Source organism: Gordonia hydrophobica NBRC 16057, assembly GCF_001592365.1.
GTDB classification, from domain to species: Bacteria; Actinomycetota; Actinomycetes; order Mycobacteriales; family Mycobacteriaceae; genus Gordonia; species Gordonia hydrophobica.
The window spans coordinates 253,444-277,027 of sequence record NZ_BCWU01000003.1 but is presented as its reverse complement, the minus strand read 5'-3'; the positions used below and the strand labels follow the sequence as shown (position 1 = coordinate 277,027).

Annotated in this window: 26 protein-coding genes; 23 read left to right on the top strand and 3 right to left on the bottom strand. The window is 67.8% G+C overall.

Annotated elements, in window-relative coordinates:
* The first annotated feature begins 109 nt into the window (after positions 1-109).
* From mshA to GH2_RS07130, 6 genes are all read left to right on the top strand, one after another.
* A complete protein-coding gene (gene mshA / locus GH2_RS07155) occupies positions 110-1,429 on the top strand; it encodes a D-inositol-3-phosphate glycosyltransferase (RefSeq protein WP_066165063.1) in 1,320 nt (439 codons plus the stop codon).
* Positions 1,426-2,016 (top strand): type III secretion system chaperone family protein, encoded by a 591-nt coding sequence (locus tag GH2_RS07150; RefSeq protein ID WP_066165061.1) that lies wholly within the window; start codon positions 1,426-1,428, stop codon positions 2,014-2,016. The genes mshA and GH2_RS07150 overlap by 4 nt, the downstream gene beginning before the upstream one ends.
* Before the next feature lie 84 nt (positions 2,017-2,100).
* Positions 2,101-2,844, top strand: coding sequence for a phosphoglyceromutase (locus tag GH2_RS07145; protein ID WP_066165058.1), 744 nt, complete (start codon positions 2,101-2,103; stop codon positions 2,842-2,844).
* A 92-nt stretch (positions 2,845-2,936) separates the two neighbouring features.
* The gene (locus GH2_RS07140) at positions 2,937-3,242 is read left to right on the top strand and encodes a GNAT family N-acetyltransferase (protein ID WP_066165055.1); all 306 of its coding nucleotides are present in this window, start codon (positions 2,937-2,939) and stop codon (positions 3,240-3,242) included.
* A gap of 238 nt (positions 3,243-3,480) precedes the next feature.
* Positions 3,481-4,614 (top strand): sensor histidine kinase, encoded by a 1,134-nt coding sequence (locus GH2_RS07135; protein WP_066165053.1) that lies wholly within the window; start codon positions 3,481-3,483, stop codon positions 4,612-4,614.
* Positions 4,611-5,300 (top strand): winged helix-turn-helix domain-containing protein, encoded by a 690-nt coding sequence (locus GH2_RS07130; RefSeq protein WP_066165050.1) that lies wholly within the window; start codon positions 4,611-4,613, stop codon positions 5,298-5,300. Before GH2_RS07135 ends, GH2_RS07130 begins: the two co-directional genes overlap by 4 nt.
* Here the strand turns inward: GH2_RS07130 and GH2_RS07125 are convergent.
* On the bottom strand, positions 5,263-6,156 hold the full coding sequence (locus GH2_RS07125; protein WP_066165048.1) for a DUF3109 family protein: 894 nt from the start codon (positions 6,154-6,156) through the stop codon (positions 5,263-5,265). The two genes, GH2_RS07130 and GH2_RS07125, sit on opposite strands and share 38 nt — an antisense overlap.
* Positions 6,157-6,237: 81 nt before the next feature.
* Here GH2_RS07125 and GH2_RS07120 point away from each other — a divergent pair, with 81 nt between their 5' ends.
* The 9 genes from GH2_RS07120 (at position 6,238) to GH2_RS07085 (ending at position 14,013) form a co-directional block, all read left to right on the top strand.
* The gene (locus tag GH2_RS07120; protein ID WP_066165045.1) at positions 6,238-7,188 is read left to right on the top strand and encodes a Ppx/GppA family phosphatase; all 951 of its coding nucleotides are present in this window, start codon (positions 6,238-6,240) and stop codon (positions 7,186-7,188) included.
* Between the two features lie 104 nt (positions 7,189-7,292).
* Positions 7,293-8,165: an Rv0497 family membrane protein gene (locus GH2_RS07115; RefSeq protein WP_066165501.1), complete on the top strand. Its 873-nt coding sequence runs from the start codon at positions 7,293-7,295 to the stop codon at positions 8,163-8,165.
* Between the two features lie 19 nt (positions 8,166-8,184).
* Positions 8,185-9,051 carry a sugar phosphate isomerase/epimerase family protein gene (locus GH2_RS07110; RefSeq protein ID WP_066165497.1) on the top strand — a complete coding sequence of 289 codons (867 nt, stop codon included), beginning with the start codon at positions 8,185-8,187 and terminating at the stop codon, positions 9,049-9,051.
* A complete protein-coding gene (locus GH2_RS07105) occupies positions 9,048-9,899 on the top strand; it encodes a thioesterase family protein (protein ID WP_066165043.1) in 852 nt (283 codons plus the stop codon). Before GH2_RS07110 ends, GH2_RS07105 begins: the two co-directional genes overlap by 4 nt.
* 86 nt (positions 9,900-9,985) lie before the next feature.
* On the top strand, positions 9,986-10,864 hold the full coding sequence (proC, locus tag GH2_RS07100) for a pyrroline-5-carboxylate reductase (RefSeq protein ID WP_066165040.1): 879 nt from the start codon (positions 9,986-9,988) through the stop codon (positions 10,862-10,864).
* Between the two features lie 183 nt (positions 10,865-11,047).
* The gene (locus GH2_RS07095; protein ID WP_066165038.1) at positions 11,048-11,290 is read left to right on the top strand and encodes a helix-turn-helix domain-containing protein; all 243 of its coding nucleotides are present in this window, start codon (positions 11,048-11,050) and stop codon (positions 11,288-11,290) included.
* A 255-nt stretch (positions 11,291-11,545) separates the two neighbouring features.
* Complete coding sequence (locus GH2_RS21245; protein WP_003402602.1) at positions 11,546-11,647, top strand: 30S ribosomal protein bS22; 102 nt, start codon at positions 11,546-11,548, stop codon at positions 11,645-11,647.
* Positions 11,648-11,753: 106 nt separating this feature from the next.
* On the top strand, positions 11,754-12,812 hold the full coding sequence (locus tag GH2_RS07090; RefSeq protein WP_066165036.1) for an NAD-dependent epimerase/dehydratase family protein: 1,059 nt from the start codon (positions 11,754-11,756) through the stop codon (positions 12,810-12,812).
* Between the two features lie 124 nt (positions 12,813-12,936).
* Positions 12,937-14,013, top strand: a complete 1,077-nt coding sequence (locus GH2_RS07085) for a lysophospholipid acyltransferase family protein (RefSeq protein WP_066165033.1) — start codon at positions 12,937-12,939, stop codon at positions 14,011-14,013.
* A gap of 74 nt (positions 14,014-14,087) precedes the next feature.
* On the opposite strand, the gene GH2_RS07080 is transcribed toward GH2_RS07085, so the two are convergent.
* Together GH2_RS07080 and GH2_RS07075 are read right to left on the bottom strand one after the other, a co-directional pair.
* Positions 14,088-15,029 carry a type IV toxin-antitoxin system AbiEi family antitoxin gene (locus GH2_RS07080; RefSeq protein WP_066165031.1) on the bottom strand — a complete coding sequence of 314 codons (942 nt, stop codon included), beginning with the start codon at positions 15,027-15,029 and terminating at the stop codon, positions 14,088-14,090.
* 146 nt (positions 15,030-15,175) lie between these two features.
* Positions 15,176-16,324: an HAD family hydrolase gene (locus GH2_RS07075; protein ID WP_066165028.1), complete on the bottom strand. Its 1,149-nt coding sequence runs from the start codon at positions 16,322-16,324 to the stop codon at positions 15,176-15,178.
* A gap of 113 nt (positions 16,325-16,437) precedes the next feature.
* On the opposite strand from GH2_RS07075, the gene GH2_RS07070 reads away from it, so the two are divergent.
* The 8 genes from GH2_RS07070 to mce1N all read left to right on the top strand — a co-directional run bounded on the left by GH2_RS07070 (position 16,438) and on the right by mce1N (position 23,578).
* A complete protein-coding gene (locus tag GH2_RS07070) occupies positions 16,438-16,698 on the top strand; it encodes a glutaredoxin family protein (RefSeq protein ID WP_066165025.1) in 261 nt (86 codons plus the stop codon).
* 175 nt (positions 16,699-16,873) lie between these two features.
* A complete protein-coding gene (locus GH2_RS07065; protein WP_066165022.1) occupies positions 16,874-18,211 on the top strand; it encodes a glutamyl-tRNA reductase in 1,338 nt (445 codons plus the stop codon).
* A gap of 42 nt (positions 18,212-18,253) precedes the next feature.
* Positions 18,254-19,255, top strand: a complete 1,002-nt coding sequence (hemC, locus tag GH2_RS07060; RefSeq protein ID WP_239588414.1) for a hydroxymethylbilane synthase — start codon at positions 18,254-18,256, stop codon at positions 19,253-19,255.
* 102 nt (positions 19,256-19,357) lie between these two features.
* Positions 19,358-20,965, top strand: coding sequence for a bifunctional uroporphyrinogen-III C-methyltransferase/uroporphyrinogen-III synthase (locus GH2_RS07055; RefSeq protein ID WP_066165019.1), 1,608 nt, complete (start codon positions 19,358-19,360; stop codon positions 20,963-20,965).
* 10 nt (positions 20,966-20,975) lie between these two features.
* Complete coding sequence (gene hemB / locus GH2_RS07050) at positions 20,976-21,962, top strand: porphobilinogen synthase (RefSeq protein ID WP_066165016.1); 987 nt, start codon at positions 20,976-20,978, stop codon at positions 21,960-21,962.
* 13 nt (positions 21,963-21,975) lie between these two features.
* On the top strand, positions 21,976-22,533 hold the full coding sequence (locus GH2_RS07045) for a hypothetical protein (RefSeq protein ID WP_066165013.1): 558 nt from the start codon (positions 21,976-21,978) through the stop codon (positions 22,531-22,533).
* The gene (locus GH2_RS07040) at positions 22,530-23,000 is read left to right on the top strand and encodes a hypothetical protein (protein WP_066165010.1); all 471 of its coding nucleotides are present in this window, start codon (positions 22,530-22,532) and stop codon (positions 22,998-23,000) included. The genes GH2_RS07045 and GH2_RS07040 overlap by 4 nt, the downstream gene beginning before the upstream one ends.
* Entirely contained in the window at positions 22,997-23,578 is a 582-nt protein-coding gene (gene mce1N, locus GH2_RS07035) for a transport-regulating membrane protein Mce1N (RefSeq protein ID WP_372434390.1), read from the top strand. Before GH2_RS07040 ends, mce1N begins: the two co-directional genes overlap by 4 nt.
* Positions 23,579-23,584: the final 6 nt, after the last annotated feature.

Genomic DNA, 23,584 nt, shown 5'->3' with positions numbered 1-23,584 from the left:
CGTCGATCCGCCTTGTCGAAGCGATGCCCACCTGCGCATATGTGAGCCCGTCGCCGGGGGCCGTCGGATGCGGGCATCACCGGTGTCGGTGATTAACTACTCTGGAACCATGACCGCTGGCCCCACACCGAGGCGTATCGCCTTGATCTCGGTGCACACCTCTCCATTGGCACAGCCCGGCACGGGGGACGCCGGCGGAATGAACGTCTACGTCTGGCAGACGGCCACCCGGTTGGCCCGGCGCGGCATTGACGTCGAGATCTTCACGCGCGCAACGTCGTCCACCGACCAACCGGTGGTCGATGCCGCTCCCGGCGTCACGGTTCGGAACGTGGTCGCGGGGCCGTTCGACGGCCTCGACAAGCGTGATCTGCCGAGTCAGCTCTGCGCCTTCTCGGCCAATGTGCTTCGTGCCGAGGCCGCGCAGGAGCCCGGCTACTACGACCTCATCCACTCGCACTACTGGCTGTCCGGACAGGTCGGTTGGCTGGCACGCGATCGATGGGGCGTTCCGCTGATCCACACCGCCCACACGCTCGCGGCGGTCAAGAACGCGGCGCTCGCCGCGGGCGACGCCGCCGAGCCGATGCTCCGCGTGGTGGGCGAGCAGCAGGTGGTCGACGAGGCCGACCGGCTGATCGCAAACACCGCTACCGAGGTAGCCGAACTCGTCGACATGTATGGCGCCGACCCGTCGCGCATCGACGTGGTGGTGCCCGGCGCCGACCTGGATCGGTATTCGCCGGGCGATCGCAGTGCTTCCCGCGCGGTGCTCGGTCTCCGGCCGGACGACGTGTTCGTCACATTCGTTGGCCGCATCCAGCCGCTCAAAGCGCCCGATGTCCTGGTGGCCGCGATGGCTCCGCTCATCAAGGCCGACTCCACCAGCCGGTTGCGGGTGATGGTGGTCGGCGGTCCGTCGGGCAGCGGACTGGCGCAGCCGACGGCACTCATCGACCTCGCCGAGCGCCTCGGCATCGCCGACCGCGTCGACTTTCTGCCGCCGCAACCGCCCGAGCGACTGGTGCACGTCTACCGCGCGTCCGACGTCGTCGCCGTCCCCAGTTATTCGGAGAGCTTCGGGCTCGTGGCGATCGAAGCGCAGGCGTGCGGCGTTCCGGTTATCGCCGCGCGCGTCGGCGGACTCGGCGTCGCGGTGAATGACGGGCGTACCGGAGTTCTCGTCGACGGTCACGACGTCGACGAATGGACCCGGCGGCTCTCGGAACTGCTGGCCGACCCGGCGCGTCGTGCGGACATGGGCCGTGCCGCAGGGCAGCATGCGCTGCAGTTCTCGTGGGAGCACACCACCGATTCACTGCTGGCCGGCTATACGCGGGCGATGTCGGCGTTCGGACGGCATGCACAGCCCGACGGCGGCCGGTTCGGGCTGCGACGGTGGCGGAACAGAGCAAAGGTGATGGCGTGAATCTGGAACAGACGGTCGCGGCGCTGCAGACCGCCCTCGACGACAACGACATGGAGTACGTGCGGAAGGCGTCCGGGGGAGCGAAGTCGGAACACTTCGTGCTGGAACTGCCGGGCGAGCGCAAGCTGAAGACCACGGTGCTGCTGACTGCTGGTGGCCACGGCGTCCGTGTGGAGGCGTTCGTCTGCCGCCGACCCGACGAGAACTTCGAGGCCGTCTACCGCTGGCTGCTGAAGCGGAATCGCCGCCTGTACGGGATCGCCTACACCCTCGACAACATCGGCGACATCTATCTCGTCGGCCGGATCTCCGTCGACGCCCTCACCGTCACGGAGGTCGACCGCATTCTGGGGCAGGTTCTGGAGGCCGCCGACGGCGACTTCAACCAGATCCTCGAGATCGGTTTCCTCACCTCGATCAAACGCGAATGGGCGTGGCGCAAGGCCCGTGGCGAATCGATGCGCAATCTGGCGGCGTTCGAGCATCTCATCGATGAGGACGACCTTCCCGAGATCGCGCCGCTCGACGATCCCGACGCAGCGCCCGTGTGGTCGGTCGGCGACGCTCCGAGCGCTCCCGACAGCTAAGGCGTGTCTCGGGCACTCGAGGTCGGCGCCGCGGCCCCGGAGCACAGTGCGTGTGATGACGCTCCGTGTGGGAAACTAGCCGTCATGAGCAACGGCACCCTGATTCTGATGCGTCACGGCGAGAGCGAATGGAATGCGTCCAACCAGTTCACCGGCTGGGTCGACGTCGCATTGACCGACAAGGGACGGGCCGAGGCCGTCCGCGCGGGCGAACTCCTCGTGGAGCATGATCTGCTGCCCGACGTCCTCTACACCTCGCTGCTGCGTCGTGCGATCGCCACCGCGCAGATCGCGCTCGACACCGCAGACCGCCACTGGATCCCCGTCGTCCGCGACTGGCGCCTGAACGAGCGGCACTACGGCGCACTGCAGGGACTGAACAAGGCGGAGACCAAGGACAAGTACGGCGACGAGCAGTTCATGCTGTGGCGCCGCAGTTACGACACGCCGCCGCCGGCCATCGAGGCTGACGGCGAGTACAGCCAGGTCGGCGACCCGCGCTACGACGGCATCGACGTGCCGCTCACCGAGTGCCTGCTCGACGTGGTCAAGCGGTTCATCCCGTACTACACCGAGACCATCGAAGCCGACCTCCGCGCAGGCAAGACGGTGCTCGTCGCCGCGCACGGCAACTCGCTGCGGGCGCTGGTGAAACACCTCGACGGGATCTCCGACGCCGACATCGCCGCGCTCAACATTCCGACCGGCAACCCGCTCCGCTACGACCTCGACGAGAACCTCCGTCCCGTCACCCCGGGCGGGGTGTACCTCGATCCCGAGGCGGCTGCGGCAGGCGCGGCGGCCGTGGCGGCGCAGGGAAGCAAGTAGCCGCTCGACGGCCGAAAGTCTCACCGCGCACCCGGTTCCCGCATCGTCGGGGCCGGGTGCGAGGCGTTGTGGCCTGCGCTACATTGGTTGTCATGGCTGACGGCACTCTCGAGGTAACTCATTCGTCGGTTCAGGAGCGCTACCGCGCCGACCTGATCGAGGACGACGACAACCGGGTCGAGGTCGGCTACGTCGACTACACCCAAGACGGCGATCGTCTCGCGCTGACCCACACCGTCGTGTACGAGCGCTTCGCCGGTCGCGGATTCGCGGCGCAGCTGGTGAAGTACGTCCTCGACGACGTCCGCGCCAACGGGCAGACGGTGGTCCCGGTCTGCTCGTACGTGCAGAAGTACGTCGAGAAGCATCCGGAGTACAACGACATCGTCGCCGCCTGACTCGGATTCGGCTCCACGACAACGCGCGGACCCCGCGCGTTAACGTGCATTCCACCCAGGCCAACTGGACGTAAACGAGCATCGAACTCTGCCTGCCCGGGCTGCGAACTCAGGTAGACGGGACGTAAGCTTTCTGTGTGCCCTTCGGGTGCCTAGAGTTTCCACGTCGTTGAGTCGAAGCAGGGGAGTCGTGCGGGGCGAACAGCCGAAAACGGTCAGTAGTCGGTCCGACGATTCGATGACCCCGGACACCCTGCTCGAAGACCTGGTGATCGTCGACGAGAAGCGCTCGCGCCCCGATCTGCTCGGACTGATCGTCGCGCACACCGCGACCGGCATCATCGCCGTCGACGAGTTCCACAACGTCGTTCTGTACAACAAGCGTGCGACCGAATTGGGCATGTTTCGCGACACCCTGTCCGACGGCATCGCCGAAGCCGTCACCGAGGTCTTCGTCACCGGCGTCGATCGGTACTTCGACTTCGTGCCGCCGTACTCCTCGCTCGGCTTCCTCTCCACGGGCCGCGCCGCGCCGCGCCTCGTCGAGAACGTGCGGTGCAATGCGCGACTGGCGATCTTCGCAGGGGTTCGGTACGCGCTGATCTACGGCGACGACGACTCCACCAACCAGCGCGTGGAGGCCACCCGGCGCGATTTCGCGGCCAACGTCTCGCACGAGTTGAAGACACCGCTCGGCGCCATCAGCCTGATGGCCGAGGCCATGCTCGAGTCTCGCGACGACCCGGAGGCGGTCGACCACTTCGGCCGCCGCGTCCTCAAGGAAGCGACCCGCATGGGGTCGCTGGTCAACGAGCTCATCGGCCTGTCACGCCTGCAGGAGGGGCGCATCCCCGACTTCTCGTCGGTGGATGTGGATTCGCTGGTCGACGACGCGCTGTCGTCGGCGGGAGTCAGCGCCGAGGTGGCCGAGATCAGTCTGGTGGCCGACGATCCGATCGGCGTGCAGGTGCGTGGCGACCGCACCCTGCTGCTCACCGCGCTCTCGAATCTGCTGATCAACGCCATCAATCACTCCTCGGCCGATGACGTGGTCTCGATGAGCCGCAAGACCGTCGTCATGAACGACGAGAACATGGTCTGCATCGCGGTCACCGACCGCGGGATCGGCATCGCGCCCGCCGATCAGGGACGCGTGTTCGAACGATTCTTCCGCGTCGACAAGGCGCGGTCCCGCGCGACCGGCGGCACCGGACTAGGGCTGGCGATCGCGAAGCATGTGGCGGCCAGCCATGGCGGCCACATCGGCCTGTGGAGTCGACCGGGCACCGGCTCGACCTTCAGCCTGTACATACCCATCGACCCGTCGGACAGTGACACCGGGTCGGAGAACACAGAGGAACAGACGAGTTGACGCACGTACTGATTGTCGAAGACGAGGAATCGCTTGCCGATCCGTTGGCCTTCCTGCTCCGCAAAGAAGGATTCGAAGCGAGCATCGTCAACGACGGCGCACAGGCCGTTCCGGCCTTTGAGCGGATCAATCCGGACATCGTCTTGCTCGACCTGATGCTTCCGGGCGTTTCCGGCACCGAGATCTGCAAGATGATCCGCGCCAAGTCGACGGTCCCGGTCATCATGGTCACCGCCCGCGACAGTGAGATCGACAAGGTCGTCGGCCTGGAACTCGGCGCCGATGACTACGTCACCAAGCCGTACTCGGCACGCGAGCTCATCGCGCGGATTCGCGCGGTGCTCCGCCGCGGCGGTGCGGTGGAAGAGGACGAGGACTCGGTGATCGGCGTCGTCGAGGTGGGGCCGGTCCGGATGGACGTGCAGCGGCACACCGTGACCGTCGCGGGCAGCGACGTGACCCTTCCGCTCAAGGAGTTCGACTTGCTGGAGTATCTGCTCCGCAACTCCGGTCGCGTGCTCACTCGCAGCCAGTTGATCGACCGGGTATGGGGCGCCGACTACGTCGGGGACACCAAGACGCTCGACGTCCACGTGAAGCGGCTGCGCTCCAAGGTCGAACCCGACCCGTCGCAGCCCCGCCACCTGATCACTGTTCGAGGTCTGGGGTACAAGTTCGAGCAGTGAGCTCGTACTTGATGTCCGTGGTCCGTCGCGACGTGGAGGCAGCGGTGGCGGGATGCACGGCGATCAGGCCGAGCTCGTTGCGGCGACGGCAGGCGGCGGCGAGCACCTCGTAGGCGGGCTCGCCGACGAGGGCGATCAACTCCGGCTTGTACGACTCGAACACCTGCCGCGCCCCGGTGTGCGCCTCGGGGGAGCCGGAGCAGTACCAGTCCAGGTCGTGCCCGCCCTCGCCCCAGCCGCGGCGGTCGAACTCGGTCAGCGTGGTCTTCAGGATCTCGGTGCCGTCGGGTCGCTCCACCCATTCCTGGGTGCGCCGCATCGGCAGCTGCCAGCACACCTCGGGTTTCACCGTGAGCGGCTCCAGCCCCTTGCGCAGGGCCATCGAATGCAGGGCACAGCCCTGTCCGGCGGGAAAGCCGGGGCGGTTGAGGAAGATGCAGGCGCCCTTGTGCAGGCGGGTCTTGAGTGCGGGCTCGTCGTCGAGGTCTTCCGCCTCCTCAAGATAGCCGTGTTTGCCGAGCGGATCCTTGCCGGATCCCTTGTCGAAGAACTGCCAGTCGTCGGGCGTCAGCATCGCAACGCCGGCGGCGAGGATCTCGCGGTCGTCGTCATCGGTCAGGTAGGCCCCGTGCGTGCAGCATCCGTCCGGTTGCCTGCCGGCGATGATTCCGTGACATGCCGGGGTGCCGAAGACGCAGTTCCATCGTGACAACAGCCACGTCAGGTCAATGCTGATCAGATGTTCGGTGTCCGCCGGGTCGATGAACTCGTACCATTCCCGCGGAAAATCGAGCGGGACCTCGGGGACCGGGGCTTCGCTCCGCGCGGCCCCGACCTTCTTCTTCGAGCCGGTCACGGCGCCTCCTTAGACGATCTCAACGAACCACCGTAGCCCTTCGGTTAGCGCAGACGCGCACGGCGCAGTAATTTTGATCGCGTGCGACTAGGAGTGCTCGACGTGGGCAGCAATACCGTGCATCTGTTGGTGGTCGACGCCCATCGTGGAGGTCACCCCAATCCGATGAGTTCGACCAAGGCGGTGCTGCGTCTGGCCGAGGAGATCGACGACACCGGCAAGATGACGAAGAAGGGCGCCGACTCGCTCACGTCGACCGTCGAAGACTTCACGCGAATCGCGAAGGCGTCCGGGTGCGAGCAGGTGATGGCGTTCGCGACGTCGGCCGTCCGCGACGCGACCAACACCGACGAAGTGCTCTCGCAGGTCAAGAAGGCTTCCGGCCTCACCGTCGACGTCCTCGAAGGCGTCGACGAGGCGCGGCTGACCTCGCTCGCCGTGCGTCGTTGGTACGGCTGGAGTGCGGGCCGCATCCTCACGTTCGACATCGGCGGCGGCAGCCTGGAGCTGACGAGCGGCGTCGACGAGGAGCCCGAGGTGGCGTTGTCGCTGCCGCTGGGCGCAGGCCGCCTGACGCGGGAATGGCTGCCCGGCGACCCGCCGAGCAAACGGCACGTCTCGGTGCTGCGTGATTGGCTCGACGCCGAACTCAAACAGCCTGCCAAGGACCTCCGGGCGGCAGGCAAGCCCGACCTGTCGGTGGGGTCGTCGAAGACCTTCCGCTCGCTCGCCCGCCTCACCGGCGCGGCGCCGTCGGGTGCCGGGCCGCGCGTCCGCCGCACCCTGACCGTGAGCGGACTGCGGCAGCTGATCGCCTTCATCTCGCGAATGACCGCGGCCGACCGCGCAGATCTGGAGGGGGTCAGCTCCGATCGCGCCTCGCAGATCGTGGCGGGCGCGCTGGTCGCCGAGGCGGCCATGCGGGCGACCGGTGTGGATACACTGGACATCTGTCCGTGGGCATTGCGCGAAGGCGTCATTCTTCGGAGACTCGACTCGGAACCCGCGGGGGTCCTCGTCAGCGTCGGTTAGCCGAGTAGTCTCGGGGCGAGCGTTCACCGGGGAGCATCCTTCGAGCGCATCGGACAGGACCACAGGCGAAGACAGATCGACGCAAGACGGGGGTGCCCGAACAGATGGCGAAGGATTCCGAGCCGCGCGCGAGGCCGATCACGGTCTCAGAACTGATCGCGCGGTCCGAGGGCAGCGGCGCCGCATTTCCGAAGTCGGCGTCCGAGGAGGACCGCCGCACACTGCGTCGGGCCGGCGCGTCCGGGATGCCGGCACACCCGCCGGTGACGACCGACGAGGACGACGACGGGGCCGACGCCAACGTCGTCACCGGGATCATCCCGGTCGTCTCGAGCGAGCCGACCGATGCCGCCGCGACCGATGCCACCGAGACGTTGGAGCCGGTCCCCGCAGACGACCTCGTCGGCGTGGACCTGCCTCCGCTCGAATACCGGTCGGCGCCGTCGTCTGTGGTGGACTCCGATGTCACGGCCACCGACGCGTTGCCGGTGATCGACGACGAGCCCGTCGATGCCGTACCGGCCGACGACGACTCGCAGGACGACGACGCGCCGGACGAGCCGACCACCGAGCACCGGCACGTCGCCTCGGCTGCCGAACTCGAAGCCGCGAACGAGGCGGAAGACGCCGCAGAGGCTGATGCGAAGGCACAGGCCGCCGAGAAGAAGGCGGCCAAGAAGGCGGCGAAGCAGAAGCGCGACGAGTCGGAGCCGCGAGGGAAGTCCGCGTTGCTCGGCTGGTTGGGCCTGATCGGCGAGGTGGTGCTCGGGCTCGCGGTCGGCGCGGGTCTGTTCTGGGGCTTCACCGAACTGTGGAAACGGTACGTGTACCTTGCGCTCATCCTCGCCGTCGTGGTGATCTTCGCGATCGTCACGTTCGCCCACGTGCTCCGCAAGCGCGACCTGCCGACCACCCTGATGGCTCTCGGCGTCGGCATGCTGGTGACGATCGGGCCGCTGGTCCTCTTGGCGGCCTGAGCCGATCGACGTGCCGAACTTGCGTTTCCCGATCCCGATCGGGCTCTCGACCGCGTCGGTCTACCCACAGAACACCGAGGCCGCTTTCGCTTACGCGGCCGACCTCGGATTCGATGGCGTCGAACTGATGGTGTGGGGCGAGTCGGTGAGCCAGAACGTCGCGCAGGTGGCGCACCTGTCGCAGAGATATCAGGTTCCGGTCCTCTCGGTTCACGCGCCGTGCCTGATCATCTCGCAGCGCGTGTGGGGTCGTGATCCGAAGGTCAAGCTCCGCAGATCCGTGCAGGCCGCGGAAGACCTCGGCGCCTCGACGGTCGTCGTCCACCCGCCGTTCCGCTGGCAGCGCGACTATGTGCGAGCCTTCGACGACCTGGTCACCGAGTTGGAGGCGTCGTCCGACGTCGCGGTGGCCGTGGAGAACATGTTCCCGATGCGCGCCGATCGCCTCTTCGGGGCGGGGGAGCGGTCGGCGCGGCGGATGAGCGATCGCGGCGGGAAGCCCGGAGTCTCGGCGTCGGCGTTCGGCAAGTCCATCGACCCCACCGACGACGGCTACGAGCACTACACCCTCGACCTCTCGCATTCGGCAACGGCCGGCGTCGACGCCTTGGCGCTGGCGACCCGGATGGCGGACGGCCTCAAGCATCTGCATCTCACGGACGGCACCGGTGCGGCGCACGACGAACATCTGATTCCGGGCGACGGCTCGCAGCCCTGCATCGAGGTGTGCCGTCGACTGGCCGACAGCGACTTCTCCGGGGCGGTGGTGCTCGAAGTGCACACCGGCTCCGCTCGCACCAAGAACGAGCGCGCCGCCATGCTGGCGCGATCACTCGACTTCGCCCGCACCCACCTGTACCGAGACGTGAAGGATCCGACGACATGACGACACCGGTGTCGATCAACCGACTGGCCGAGTTCGATGCGGGAGAGGCGGCGGCCGACGGCGTCGTCTACACCGGTCGGCTGGACCCGGTGTTCACCATCGGTCCCAAGGTGCACGGCGGCAGCATGCAGTTGATGGTGGCTGCGGCCGCGCGGCAGGCGCTGTCGAAGCTGGCCGACCCCGACGAGGAGATCGCGGTGATCGCAATCTCCAGCGACTACCTGGCGGCACCCGATCCGGCGGCGGTGCAACTGCACGCCTGGTTGATCAAGACCGGTCGCACGGTGTCGGTGGTCCGCGTCGACGCCCGCCAGAACGATCGACTGCTGGTGACCTCGACCGTCACGCTGGGCCGACCCGATCACGGTGACGCGCGGTATCGCGGTGAGATCGCGCCGCTCGCCGATCTGCCGGTCGAGGCTCCAGACGACTACCCGGACATCAGCTCGTCCCCGCTCAGCGAGGTCTTCAACGTCAGCGCCGCCGTCGACGTGGTGCTGGACCTGGAGCGCTTCCCGGCGATCCGCGGGGAGACCGGCGAACCGCTGGTGCGCGGGTGGGTGCGACCGCGGTCCGACGTGTCGGTCGACGTCCACGCACTGTTCCCGATCCTGGTGGGCGACATCTCCCCGCCGGTGGTGATGAACCTCGGCTTCTTCGGGTGGTCGCCGACGGTGCAGCTCACCACGTATGTGAACCGGGTGCCCGCTCCCGGGTGGCTGCGATTCGCCGCCACCAGCCAGGAAGTGGGGCAGGGCATGTTCGCTGAGGACCACATCGTCGTCGACTCCCTCGGCACCACCGTCGCGCAGTCGCGCCAGCTGGCACTGCTGCCCGCGGCTCGCTGAACTCGCCGCCCCCAGTGCGGCACAGACTGATGCGGCACATACTGGCCAGAAACTTCTGAAAGAACATCGAAAGGTAGTGATCGGACATGTCCGAACGGGTCGCGATTATCGGCGGCGGCAAGATCGGTGAGGCGCTGCTGGCCGGATTGATCGGCGCCGGGAAACCGGTCAAGGATCTGGTCGTCGCCGAGCGGTCGGCAGAGCGCTCGGCCGAGCTGGCCGCCGACTACGGCGTCCGCGTCACCGCAGACATCGCCGACGCCGTCGAAGGCGCACGGGTGGCGTTCCTCGCGGTGAAGCCCGACGCGGTCGAGGCCGTTCTGCAGGCCCTCTCGGTCGCCGACGACAACGGCGAACTGGAACGGATCACCGTCACGCTGGTCGCCGGGATCCCGACGACGCGGTACGAGGCGGCCCTGCCCGCCGGCTCCCCGGTGATCCGCGTGATGCCGAATACGCCGATGCTCGTCAACGAGGCGATGTCTGCGGTCAGTCCGGGCCGCTACGCGGAAGACGAGCAGGTGGCGCTGACCGTCCGCCTGCTGGAGTCGGTCGGCAAGGTGATGGTGGTGCCGGAGAAGCTGATGGACGCCGTCACCGCGATCTCAGGCTCGGGGCCGGCGTACTTCTTCCTCATGGTCGAGGCGTTGATCGACTCGGGCGTCGCGCTCGGGCTCACGCGTCCGCAGTCCACGGAGTTGGCGGTGCAGACCATCAAGGGCGCGGGGCTGCTGCTGAGCGAGTCCGGGCTGTCGCCGGTGGATCTGCGCGCGGCGGTCACCTCGCCAGCCGGGACCACGGCGGCGGCATTGCGCGAGTTCGAACGGGCGGGTTTGCGGCACGCGGTGAACGAGGCGACCGTGGCCTGTGCCGAGGTCAGCGCTAAAACTGCACGTCGAGTGGAAGTTGAGGGTTCGAGCCAGGGCGTCCAGCTCGGTGCCGAGACCGCAAGCGAGCAACAGTAGCGCCTCAGCCTGCACAGATACGGGATTTGCGGCGTGTGAGGCGCGTCGGCGTGTCGAGATTCCGCCACTCACGTCGCACTTTTCACATTGGTCACGCTAAGCTGCTGCTAGCACGTACGTGTCTGATGTCCGCCGGAGGGGAAGCCGGTGGCCGCGATGCGTGCACCGAAGGTTGGTATTTTCATGGCTGCAGCAGAAAAGCCTGGTGAACGGAACGACTTCGCGGATCGCGGCGTCAGCAATTCGTCCGCCACGCAGTTCCTCACCGTCGCCGAAGTCGCCGCGCTGATGCGGGTCTCGAAGATGACGGTCTACCGACTCGTGCACAACGGTGAACTGCCTGCCGTGCGCGTCGGGCGATCGTTCCGGGTTCACGCCAAGGCGGTTCACGAGTACCTCGAGACGTCGTACTTCGACGCAGGCTAGGAGCTCCCGGCTCACAGCAGACCCGACGAACCCCCTCGACCGCACCGGTCAGGGGGTCGTTCGGCATTTCTGGGTGTCGGTGTGCGGCCATCGGACTCCGCCTCGCAGGCCCGAATTCGCCTCAGGTTCATCTGGTCGGTAAGATTGCTCGTCAGGTCGCTGTCGCCTGGTTGTCACTCCTGTCGGCGACGGCCGGCAAGAGGTCTTCGGGCCAGGCCGCATGAGTTCATCAGTACCGATCGTGAGGGAGACCCCATGGGTTCCGTTATCAAGAAGCGCCGCAAGCGCATGTCGAAGAAGAAGCACCGCAAGCTTCTGCGTCGCACGCGAGTGCAGCGTCGTAAACTCGGCAAGTGATAGACCAGAACCCGCCTCACGAGGCGGGTTCTGTGCATTCGCGGCCTCGGTGTTCCGGCGTGCCCGTGCCCTGCGACGCCCCTCGGCGAGGCGATAGGCTGGGCGCATGACCGACGATCAGGGCAGCCAGCAGCTGCCGCGTTCCGTCCTCGTGACCGGTGCATCCACTTTTCTCGGCGGTTATCTGGTGGCTCGTCTGGCGGCCGATCCGAGCATCGAGCACGTCGTCGCCGTCGACTCCCGCGTCCCGACCAAGAACCTGCTGCGCCGCATGGGGCGCGCCGATTTTCTGCGTCTGGACATCCGTCGACCGGCGATCGCCAAGGCCATCGCGAACTATGAGGTCGACACGGTGGTGCACGCAGCGCCGTCGATCATGGACTCGGTGGAGCATTCGGCGGCCATCAAAGAACTCAACGTCGTCGGCACCATGCAGGTGTGTGCGGCGTGCCAGCGCAGTCCGTCGGTAAAGCGGCTGGTACTCCGGTCCAGCGCGATGGTGTACGGGGCGGGTCCCAGCGATCCGGGCTTCTTCTCCGAGGGGACGCCGGCGCGCAGAGAGCCGCGTCGCGGCTACGGTCGCGATCTGATCGATATGGAGGGGTACGCTCGCGGTCTTTCGCGTCGAAGGCAGGACATCGGCGTGTCCATCCTGCGGTTCCAGTCGATCCTGGGGCCGCGCATCCACACTCGGATGAGCGCGTACCTGTCGATGCCGCTGGTCCCGACGGCGTTCGGGTATGCACCGCGCTTGCAGTTCCTGCACGAAGAGGATGCGCTGGCGGCCTTGGAGCATGCGACCGTGAATCCGCTTCCGGGAACGTTCAACGTGGCGGGCGACGGGATCGTCACCCTGTCCCAGTCGGTGTACCGGGCCGGACATGTGAAGCTGCCGGTGCCTGCCAGTCTGATCTCGCCCCTGGTCGGGGTGCTGCAGAGCGGCAGACTGCCGGGGATCAGATCCGAGAACGCGGCGTATCTCACGTACGGTCGTGTGCTCGACACCACCCGGATGCGCAGCGAGTTGGGCTTCGAGCCGCGCTACACCTCGCTGCAGACGCTCGACGACTTCATCGCCCGCGGAAAGAACGAACCGGTGATCTCGGCAGACACCTGGCGAGGGCTGGAACAGCGTGCTGTCGCCGCCGCCACACGACTGCAGTGATCTGGCCGTGACCGTCGTAGGATGTGGGACGAGCCGTCGATGAAACGAGCAGTAGGTGAACCGAGAAACTCCTGGGTGCGGACGCTCCGGCCCGGTGATCGATCCGAGCGGAGGTGTTTGACCCATGGCGGCAGCTGAGAAGCCCGGAGAATCGCGCACGGCGAAGGTCATTGCGCTCTACACGGATCCCAATGTGCGTCGTCGTTCGGCGAACGCCGGGCATCCCAATACGGACGGCTTCGGCCGACGCGACGCGGATGTGACGCCCATTCACGAGGGCATCGACCTGCACGACGAGCCCACCGCGCCCGTCGCACCGGTGCGGAACTCGCCGCTGTTCAGCCTCGGCGGGCTGCGCGGCGCGATCGCCGATTCGCTGATGGCGACGAGTGGTTTCATCCGCGAGCGGATGACCGGTGAGTACGCGGTCGACGAGTTCGGCTTCGACCCCCACTTCGCCGAGTCGGTGTGGTTCCCGGCCGTGCGTCAGGTGTACGAGAAGTGGTTCCGCGTGGAGGTGACCGGTGTCGAGAACCTGCCCGCGACCGGCCCCGGACTCCTGGTCGCCAACCATGCGGGCTCGATCCCGGTCGACGCCGTGATCACCTCGCTCGCCGTCCGCGACAAGCACCCCAACCAGCGATACCTGCGGGTGCTGGCCGCCGACATGGCGTTCGAGACGCCGGTCGTCAGCGATCTGGCCCGTCGTATCGGCGCCACGTTGGCCTGCACCGACGACGCTGACGCGCTGCTGCGTCGTGGCGAGTTGACCGCGGTGTGGCCGGAGGGCTTCAAGGGCATCGGCAAGCTGTACAAGGATCGCTACAAGCTGCAGCGGTTCGGTCGCGGAGGGTTCGTGACGACGGCCCTGCGCACCCAGGCGCCGATCATCCCGGTCTCGATCGTCGGCTCCGAAGAGATCTACCCGATGATGGCCGATCTGAAGCCGCTGGCCCGCACGCTCGGGCTGCCGTACTTTCCGATCACCCCGCTGTTCCCGTGGCTCGGGCCGCTCGGCGTGATCCCGCTGCCGTCGAAGTGGCACATCCACTTCGGCAAGCCGATCTCCACCGAGGGTTACGACCAGTCCGCCGCCGACGACCCGATGGTCGTCTTCGACATCACCGATCACGTTCGCGAGGAGATCCAGCAGACGCTGTTCCGCATGCTGAGTCGCCGCGGCAGCGTGTACTTCGGTTAGCTGCGCAAGCCTGCGTCTCGCGCCGACCGTTGCGTCGTCCCGGACGACGCCGCTGTCGGCGGCAGACGCGGATGCTAGGCGACGACGATTCGATTGCGCTTCAGCTTGCTGACGAGCAGCGGGATCATCCGATTGTCCTCGAGGTCCGCCCAGATCCACCGCACGACGTCCAGGCCGAGGTCTCGGAGGGCGTCCTCGCGACGCTTCTCCTCGATGACGGCCTCCTCCACGGTCTGCCCCGATCTGCGGGTCTCGCGCTGGTACTTGATGAAGCCGTCGAACTCGCCGATGAGGGTCCCGTCCCAGTCGTAGTCGGCGATCGCGAGCCGTCCACCGCGCAGGTGGTACTCGGACTGCAGGGTCGGAACCGGCAGATTCTCGGTGATCATCTGGGCACGACCCCACGATTCGCCGGGATTGGCGGAGAGCCCGTTCGCGAGGCGCAGTGCGTGGCGGGCCGCGACGACGTTGCGCTTCTGGCAGGCCAGCCGCTCCTCGAGGTCACGCCGGTCCACTCCCATCCGCAAGGCGCTGTCGAGGACCGTCAGGGTTCGCGCGAAGTCCGGCAGACGGAGGGCGAGGTCGGCCGCGGTGCGAGCCGGACTCGTGATCCGGACACCGTCGACCTCGACGACGTCCGCATCGGGGAGCACTCCGTGGTGGATCACCCGGTTGGGGCGGATGACGCCACCGCTGCTGCGGCCGTTGGTGAGGTGGATGCGGCTGCGATCGGGCTTGAGCAGCGCCAGCCCCAGGATCGCGGCCGCGGATTCGTGACTGAGGACTTTGGGATCGTCGTGCCCGATCGCGATCGCCGCAGCGAGGCACGCCAGTCGATAGCGCTCGGCCGTCCGCTTCCACGGAGCGTCGCCGAGCATCGCGCTCTCGGCGGCGACTCCGCGACCGACGGCGACGAGGTCGCCGGCCCGCAGTGCCGCGCGCAGCCGTCGTTCGGTGATCCCCGCATCCAGATTCCGGCTCCGCCAGATCAGCCCGTGCTCATCCTTGATCCACATGCTGATTGGACGCACGCGGAGCCGGATCGGTTCCAAACCAGGCGGTCTCGGCGTGTCCGCGTCGGCCACCGACAGGTGCTTCGTCCCGGACGACGCAGCTGTCGGCAGGAGACGCAAGACCCCGGCTGCGACCGCAGGCGCCGCGCTCAGGCTCCGCGGCGCAGCACCTTCGACGCGACCGCGGCGGCACCGCCGGCAGCGCCGACGACCATCGCGGTCTGCACCCCGTACTTCGCGGCCTTGCGCGCGGTCCGGAAGTCGTACTGCTCCCAACCGCGGACGCGGGCGATCTCGCGGAGATCGGCATCCGGGTTGATGGCGACGGCGGTGCCCACCAGCGACAGCATCGGGACGTCGTTGTGCGAGTCGGAGTAGGCGGTGCAGCGCTTCAGGTTCAGTCCCTCGCGGACCGCGATGGTGCGGACGGCATGCGCTTTGCCGGGACCGTGCAGGATGTCGCCGACCAGTCGGCCGGTGAAGACGCCGTCCACGCTCTCGGCGACCGTGCCGAGGGCACCGGTCAAGCCGAGCCGCTTGGCGATGGTCTGCGCTAGCTCGACGGGCGTCGCGGTGACCAGCCACACCTGCTGCCCCGCGTCGAGGTGCCGCTGCGCCAGCGCCGCCGTGCCCGGCCAGATCTTGTCGGCGATGTACTCGTCGTAGATCTCCTCGCCGAGCTGAATCAACTCCGATGTCTCGCGGCCGGCGATGAACGACAGCGCCTTCTCACGGCCCTCGGCGACGTCGCTGGCGTTCTCCTTGCCGGTGATCCGGAACTTGGCCTGCTGCCAGGCGAAGTTCATGATGTCCGAGTACGAGAAGTAGTTCCGCGATGCGAGGCCACGGGCGAACAACACGATCGACGCGCCGTGGACCAGTGTGTTGTCGACGTCGAAGAACGCGGCGCCGGTGAGATCGGTGATCTCACCGTCCACCGAGTCCGGGGTGCGTGCCCGCAGCGATTCGACAGCGGCCTTCGCCGACGCCTCGCCTGCGAGGACCTGCCGGAGCTCGCCCGCGGTCTGGCGGAAGCGGCCTGCGCGCTCGGTGAGCCACTCACCGACGCGACGATCGTCGGCCTCGGCCGTCTCCTCGGGTTCGGGACCGTCGATGATCCCGCCGTCCCGATCCTCCAACGCCTCTTCGGGATGGTCGACGTCGAACTGCTCGGCCTCGAGCTCTGCGCCCTCGTCCAGGTGTTCGGCGAGTTCGTCCGCCTCGTCGGGCGTCAGATCTCCGTCAGCATCGGTGAACGCCTCGTCGTCGTCGGGGCGGTCCATCGAATCGCGGCTCACTGGCCACCTCCTTCGCCGTGGAAACGATTGGCTCTCAGCCTATCGCGCGATCGAGACAGGCGTCGTCACCGCGGACCTGGGTCACACCCGTGACTTTTCGTACACTCGCGGGCATGGAAGCTGTGATCGAACTGATGTCGCGCGCCGGCTGCTCGACGTGTGCCCGCGCGGAAACCGAACTGGCTCGGATCCTCGCCGACTACGGTCTTGCGGCGAGCGTCGTCGACGTCGATCAGCGTGCCGACGCAGGCGATCCGCTGCTGCGCGCCGAGTACGGCGACCGGGTCCCGGTAGTGGTGGTGAACGGCGTCGAGCACAGCTACTGGGAGGTCGACGAGCCGCGCCTGCGCCGAGACCTCGACGCCCTGCGCTGACCTGCCGCGGTCGAGGCGCTGCCGAGGTGGCGTGCATTCGGCCATCCGGTTGATCTAGCCTGAGAAGGTATGTCCGTTCGGCGACCCGGCCGAGACGGAGAGAGAAGAGAGCGCCGGTAGGTGGTCTGACGGTGTCGGTGACGCCGTCGGATTCGCGGGCGGGAGGCTTGTCGCAGTGAGTGTCTTGTTGTTCGGTGTGTCCCATCGGAGTGCTCCGGTATCGATCCTCGAACGACTCGCCGTCTCCGACGACGACCGCCCCAAACTGGTCGACGCGCTCCTCGCCTCGCACACCGTCTCCGAAGCGATGCTCGTCTCCACGTGCAACCGCGTCGAGATCTACGCCGTTGTCGACGCCTTCCACCCGGCACTTGAGGCCGTGGGCCAGGTGATCGGCGACCACAGCGGAATGTCGGTGGCAGAACTCACTGACCACGCCTACGTGCGGTACTCCGAATCGGCCGTCGAGCACCTGTTCACCGTCGCCGCTGGCCTCGATTCGCTGGTGGTCGGCGAGCAGCAGATCCTGGGGCAGATCCGTAGCGCGTACTCCGAGGCCGACACCAACCAGACCGCGGGCAGTACCCTGCACGAACTGGCGCAGAAGGCGCTGCGCGTCGGCAAACGCGTGCACACCGAGACCGGGATCGACCGTGCGGGTGCGTCGGTGGTGTCCGTCGCGGTGGACCGTGCCGTCACCATCCGCGGCGGCGAGCATCCGCCGATGCGGTCGGCCGCGGTGATCGGTGCGGGCGCCATGGGATCGCTCGCGACCAGCCAGTTGGCGCACGACGGCGTCACCGACATCACCGTCGTCAACCGGACTGCGGCGCGGGCCGACGAAGTGGCCGCGACGGTCGCCGACAAGTACGGCATCACCGCCCGCGGCGCCACCTTCGACGACCTCTCCACCGTGATGGCCGATGTCGACATCGTCGTCACCTGCACCGGATCCATCGCCTCGGTGGTCCAGGTGGGCGACGTGCACTCCGCTCTCACCAGACGCACCAACACTGCGCCGTTGATGATCTGCGACCTCGGGCTCCCGCGCGACGTCGATCCGGCCGCGGGGAGGCTGCCCGCCGTCCACATCATCGACATCGAAGGGCTCCGCGGCGACGAGAAGGCGCGGGCCGCCGAAGCCGACACCCTGGCCGCGCGCACCATCGTGAGCGGCGAGCTCTCCGAGTACCTGTCCGTGCAACGCCAAGCCGAGGTGACGCCGACGGTCGCCGCGCTGCGGCGGCGGGCGGCGGAGGTGGTCGAAGCCGAGATCCTGCGCCTGCAGAGCCGGCTGCCCGACCTCGCCGACGATCAGCGCGACGAGGTCGCCAAGACGGTTCGACGCGTCGCGGACAAGCTGCTGCATGCGCCGACGGTGCGCGTGAAGCAACTCGCGTCGACCGGGCGCGGCGACCACTACGCTGAAGCTCTTCGCGAGCTCTTCGAACTCAAGCCCGGTGCCGCCGAAGCCGTGTCGGCCTCGGAGACGGGCATCGACAAACTGCACTGAGGCGCCCGCCGCCGGAGTGTCTGTATTCCGGGGCCCGTGCTCATGAAGTACCCCTCCAACGGACAGGAACAGATCGTGCAAGACTCCGCGGACCGACCCGTCGGCTACTCGGGCGGGACCATCCGCATCGGCACGCGCGGGTCGCAGCTGGCGACCACGCAGGCCCAGGGAATCGCCGATCGGCTGACCGCCAACGGATACCCCGCCGAGTTGGTCATCATCACCACTGCGGGCGACACATCCACCGCGCCGGTGGCGCAGATCGGCGTCGGCGTCTTCACGACCGCCATCCGCCAGGCGCTGCGTGCGAACGAGTGCGACGTCGCGATCCACTCGTACAAGGACCTGCCGACCGTCCCCGAGCCGGACTTCGCGATGGGCGCCGTGCCGACGCGCGTCGATCCGCGAGACGCGCTGGTCAGCCGGGGTGACATGGTCCTCGGGGAGCTTCCTTCCGGCTCGGTGATCGGCACGTCGTCGCCACGACGCGCCGCACAGCTTAGAGCACTGGGTCTCGGTTTGGAAATTCGCCCCCTAAGAGGCAACCTAGATTCTCGGTTGGGCAAAGTCGCGAGCGGTGAGCTGGACGCGATTGTGGTAGCCCGGGCCGGACTGGTGCGGATCGGCAGAGCTGATGTCGTCACCGAGGCACTTGACCCGTTGGTCATGCTGTCAGCGCCGGCGCAGGGCGCCCTCGCGGTGGAATGTCGCTCCGACGATGCCGAACTGGTGAGAATTCTCGCCGAGTTGGACGATCCGTCCACCCGCGCGGAGGTCGACGCCGAGCGTGCGGTACTCGCGGCCCTGGAGGCCGGGTGCACCGCACCGGTGGGGGCACTCGCTGAGGTGGTCGAGTCGATCGACGAGGACGGGCGCATCTTCGCCGAACTGTCGCTTCGCGCGGTGGTGGCGGCCGAGGACGGATCGGAAGTGATCCGCGCTTCGGCGGTGGGCCCCGTCGAACGGGCCGACCAACTCGGAAGAAGTCTCGCCGCCGAACTGCTCGAGCTCGGCGCCGCACCCCTGGTTCCCAAAAGAGCCTAGGACCTGCGACGGACCCGAACTCGCGCAGGAGAACCTTTACCCCGACGTGACGGGGTAGGAACGAACTGCAGCCCCGGGGGCGGGGCAGGAGAGTGCGAACGCATGAGCCGTACGAAGAATGCTAATCCCGGTCGGATCCTGTTCGTGGGGTCGGGTCCTGGAAATCCGGATCTGCTGACCGTGCGAGCGCAACACGTATTGGTGAACGCGACGTCCGCGTACGTCGATCCGGACGTTCCCGCCGGTGTTCTCGCGGTGATCGGTTCGGCGCACGCCGCTGCCGAACCCGCGCCGACTCGCGCAGGCCGCAAGGCCGCCGCGGAGCAGGCCGCCGACGCGCCGGAGGTCACCAGGCCCGCGCTCGGCGACCCGACTCAGGTCGCGAAGACCCTCGTCGCCGAAGCCAAGACCGGCGTCAACGTGGTCCGCGTGGTAGCGGGTGACCCGATGAGCTCGGATGCGGTGCTCGCCGAAGTGACCGCCGTCGCCCGCACCAGCGTCCCGTTCGAGGTCCTCCCGGGCATTCCCTCCGGCTCGGCGGTCCCCAGCTTCGCAGGCATGCCGCTCGGCTCCGGTCACACCGTCGCCGACGTCCGGGGCGACGTCGACTGGGCCGCCCTCGCCGCGGCTCCCGGCCCGCTGGTCCTGCACGCGACCTCCGGACACCTGGCCGAGCTCGCGAGCGAGCTCACCGAGCACGGTCTGGCCGCGCAGACGCCGGTCGCGATCACCGTCAACGGCACCACCTGTTCGCAGCGCACCATCGAAGCGACCCTCGCCACCGTGAACGAGAAGGGCAACGCCCTGACCGGTCCGCTGGTCGTGACGATCGGCAAGATCGTGAACCAGCGCGGCAAGTTCTCCTGGTGGGAGTCGCGCGCCCTGTACGGCTGGACGGTCCTGGTGCCCCGCACCAAGGAGCAGGCGGTCGACATGAGCGAGCGCCTCGTCTCGCACGGCGCCATCCCCAAGGAGGTGCCGACCATCGCCGTTGAACCGCCGCGCAGCCCGGCGCAGATGGAGCGCGCGGTCAAGGGACTCGTCGACGGTCGCTACCAGTGGATCGTCTTCACCTCGACCAACGCCGTGCGCGCCGTGTGGGACAAGTTCGCCGAGTTCGGGCTCGACGCCCGCGCCTTCTCCGGCGTCAAGATCGCCTGTGTCGGCGAGGGCACCGCGGCCCGGGTCCGTTCGTTCGGAGTGGAGCCGGAACTGCTCCCGACCGGCGAGCAGTCGTCGCTGGGACTCCTCGAGGTGTTCCCGCCGTACGACGAGGTCTTCGATCCCGTGGACCGGATTCTGCTGCCTCGCGCCGACATCGCCACCGAGACCCTCTCCGAGGGCCTGCGTGAGCGCGGCTGGGAGATCGACGACGTGACCGCCTACCGCACCGTGCGTGCCGCACCGCCGCCGGCCGAGACCCGCGAGATGATCAAGACCGGCGGCTTCGACGCGGTCTGCTTCACCTCGAGCTCCACGGTCCGGAACCTGGTCGGCATCGCGGGCAAGCCGCATGCGCGCACGATCGTGGCGTGCATCGGTCCCAAGACGGCCGAGACGGCGATCGAGTTCGGGCTGCGTGTGGACGTGCGCCCCGAGAACGCGTCGATCGTCGAGCTGGTGGACGCGCTCGCCGCGCATGCCGCACAGCTGCGGGCCGAGGGCGCACTGCCCCCGCCGCGTAAGAAGTCGCGTCGCTCGCGTTCGTGAGGAGGGTCCGATGACCGGTCCGTTCATCCGTCCCCGTCGTCTCCGGCAGACCGCAGCGATGCGGCGACTGGTCGCCGAGACCCGACTGCATCCGTCGCAGTTGGTGCTGCCGATGTTCGTCGCCGACGGCATCGACGAGCCCAAACCCATCACGTCGATGCCCGGCGTGGTGCAGCACACCACCGACTCGCTGCGTGCTGCGGCGGCCGACGCGGTCGCTGCGGGCGTCGGCGGACTCATGCTGTTCGGTGTGCCGAAACCGGAGGACAAGGATGCGACCGGCTCGGTCGGCGCCCGCCCGGACGGGATCTTGAATCGCGGTCTGGCCGCGCTGCGCGCCGATCTCGGCGATGACGCGGTGATCATGGCGGACACCTGCCTCGACGAGTTCACCGACCACGGCCACTGCGGAGTGCTGACCGAATCCGGTGCCGTCGACAACGACGCGACGCTGAGCCGATACGCCGAACTGGCGGTGTCGCAGGCCAGGGCGGGTGCGCACGTCGTCGGACCGAGCGGGATGATGGACGGCCAGGTCGCCGTGATTCGCGACGCGCTCGACGCCGACGGTTTCACCGACACGACGATCCTGGCCTACACGGCCAAGTACGCGTCGGCCTTCTACGGTCCGTTCCGCGAGGCCGTCGGCTCGTCGCTGCAGGGCGATCGCCGTACCTATCAGCAAGACCCGGCCAACCGCCTCGAGTCGGCGCGAGAACTGCTCGCCGACCTCGAGGAGGGCGCAGACATGGTGATGGTGAAGCCTGCGATGAGCTTCCTCGACATCGTCCGCGACGTCGCCGATCGCACCGACGCGCCGGTCGCCGCGTACCAGGTGAGCGGTGAGTACGCGATGTTGGCGGCCGCGGGCGAACGCGGGTGGATCGACTTCGACGCCGCCGTCGACGAGGCGGTGCTGTCGATCGCCCGCGCAGGGGCGTCGGTCATCCTGACATATGCGGCAGCGGACATCGCGCGGCGACTTTCGCTCGGGTGATTAGGCTGGAGGCATGACCGCTCCCGGACTGCCGACCGCAGACCCCGCCGCCAAGCCGAAGCGCCCCGACAGCATCCGCTTCGTGGTGGAGCTGTGGGTCGGCGTGATCGTGCTGCAGGTGGTCGCGATGGCGGCGAACTGGACCGTGCTGCGCGCCGACTTCGACCGGCAGATGGCCGACGTGGAGCGCAGGCTCGACGATCCGGCACTGATGGCGAACACCGACGTGACCTTCGCCATCGGCATGGCGGTGGTGATTGTGATTCTGGTCGCCGTCGCGGCGGTGCTGATGTGGTTCACCTTCATCGGCTACACGTGGGCGCGCCTGATCCTCGGCTGGGCCAGCGCATTCGTCACGGTCAACCTGGTCTTCGCGGTCGCGGCGCTGTTCATGGACACGAACACCGACTCGACGCTGCCGGAGTCGCCGACCTGGGCGATGGTGCCCACGATCCTCGGCGGAGTGTGTGCGGTGGGAGCGCTGACGGCGCTCATGCACCGTGACAGTGCGGCCTATTGCCGCGAGGCGGCCGCATACCGACGCAGTAAACGGCAGAATGGGTTCCGATGATTGAAGTTCCCGCGCGACAACGACCTCCGCGACCGGATCCGAAGGACCGGCCGACTCAGGTGGTGTGGGCGCTGCGCCTCTGGATGGCCTCCGGCGTGCTGCTCATCGGCCTCGGCGCGTTCGGCATCGTGGCCGACGCGGTGAGCCTCGGCTTCGACTTCGGCATCCTCGCCGTCGACTTCCTGATCTTGATCCTGGGCGTCGCCTACCTGCTCCTCGGTGCCAAGACCTACCGCGGGGCCGTCCAATGGCGGTCGTCGCTGTCGGCGCTCACCTGTGTCGTCGTCGCGATGCTGCTGCCGTTGACCATCGGCTTCCAGAGTGCGGGCCTGGCGGTCGTGCTGGCGGCCGCGGTCGTCGGACTGTTCGGATCGGTACTGGCGTACCGTCCGCTCGCCGACCGTTGGTTCAAATGCCAATTGGGCGACTGCCCTCCGGAGGATGCGTCGAAAGACGCCCCGCAGTGACCGACTCTCCCGACGAGAACCCAGACGACGTCGACAGTGCGGCTGCGCCGACGCTGAACCCGCGGAAGAAAGCCAAGCACGCTCCTCCTATCGATCCCGGTGAGACGCTGCTCTACGAGTCCGGCGGCAGTTGGTGGGTGGTGTCGATCGGACCTATCATGATCCTCGCCATCCTGATCCTGGAGATTCTCGGCAAGGGCCGGATCCATTGGGGTGTGCTGCTGATCTTCGGTTCGATCCTGGTCGGATTCACCGTTCTCCAGGTGTTCGCCGCTCGGCAGCACGTGTCCATGTGCTTGACCGAGACGACGCTGCGGCAGGGCCAGGAGACGATCGAGATCGCGGACATCGTCAAGATCTTCCCGGAGAACACCGGCGCTGAGCCTGCGGACTGGGAGAGCGCGCCCGCGTTGGGAGAGCTGCACGCGGTGCCGCGGCGACGCAAGGGCGTCGGCGTGCGCTTGGCGAACGGGCGGCTGGCCCAGGCGTGGGCACGGGACGTCGGCCGATTGCGAACCGAACTGACCGAGGCACACCTGGCCGTCACGATGGGGTTGCCGCCGAAGGGGAAGAAGTAGCGCTTG

Excerpts from the sequence above, each read along its gene's own strand:
- mshA (WP_066165063.1), top strand. The coding sequence starts at position 110 with ATGACCGCTGGCCCCACACCGAGGCGTATCGCCTTGATCTCGGTGCAC.
- GH2_RS07145 (WP_066165058.1), top strand. The coding sequence starts at position 2,101 with ATGAGCAACGGCACCCTGATTCTGATGCGTCACGGCGAGAGCGAATGG.
- GH2_RS07140 (WP_066165055.1), top strand. The coding sequence starts at position 2,937 with ATGGCTGACGGCACTCTCGAGGTAACTCATTCGTCGGTTCAGGAGCGC.
- GH2_RS07135 (WP_066165053.1), top strand. The coding sequence starts at position 3,481 with ATGACCCCGGACACCCTGCTCGAAGACCTGGTGATCGTCGACGAGAAG.
- GH2_RS07115 (WP_066165501.1), top strand. The coding sequence starts at position 7,293 with ATGGCGAAGGATTCCGAGCCGCGCGCGAGGCCGATCACGGTCTCAGAA.
- GH2_RS07105 (WP_066165043.1), top strand. The coding sequence starts at position 9,048 with ATGACGACACCGGTGTCGATCAACCGACTGGCCGAGTTCGATGCGGGA.
- proC (WP_066165040.1), top strand. The coding sequence starts at position 9,986 with ATGTCCGAACGGGTCGCGATTATCGGCGGCGGCAAGATCGGTGAGGCG.
- GH2_RS07095 (WP_066165038.1), top strand. The coding sequence starts at position 11,048 with ATGGCTGCAGCAGAAAAGCCTGGTGAACGGAACGACTTCGCGGATCGC.
- GH2_RS21245 (WP_003402602.1), top strand. The coding sequence starts at position 11,546 with ATGGGTTCCGTTATCAAGAAGCGCCGCAAGCGCATGTCGAAGAAGAAG.
- GH2_RS07090 (WP_066165036.1), top strand. The coding sequence starts at position 11,754 with ATGACCGACGATCAGGGCAGCCAGCAGCTGCCGCGTTCCGTCCTCGTG.
- GH2_RS07085 (WP_066165033.1), top strand. The coding sequence starts at position 12,937 with ATGGCGGCAGCTGAGAAGCCCGGAGAATCGCGCACGGCGAAGGTCATT.
- GH2_RS07080 (WP_066165031.1), bottom strand. The coding sequence starts at position 15,029 with ATGTGGATCAAGGATGAGCACGGGCTGATCTGGCGGAGCCGGAATCTG.
- GH2_RS07070 (WP_066165025.1), top strand. The coding sequence starts at position 16,438 with ATGGAAGCTGTGATCGAACTGATGTCGCGCGCCGGCTGCTCGACGTGT.
- hemC (WP_239588414.1), top strand. The coding sequence starts at position 18,254 with ATGAAGTACCCCTCCAACGGACAGGAACAGATCGTGCAAGACTCCGCG.
- GH2_RS07055 (WP_066165019.1), top strand. The coding sequence starts at position 19,358 with ATGAGCCGTACGAAGAATGCTAATCCCGGTCGGATCCTGTTCGTGGGG.
- hemB (WP_066165016.1), top strand. The coding sequence starts at position 20,976 with ATGACCGGTCCGTTCATCCGTCCCCGTCGTCTCCGGCAGACCGCAGCG.
- GH2_RS07045 (WP_066165013.1), top strand. The coding sequence starts at position 21,976 with ATGACCGCTCCCGGACTGCCGACCGCAGACCCCGCCGCCAAGCCGAAG.
- GH2_RS07040 (WP_066165010.1), top strand. The coding sequence starts at position 22,530 with ATGATTGAAGTTCCCGCGCGACAACGACCTCCGCGACCGGATCCGAAG.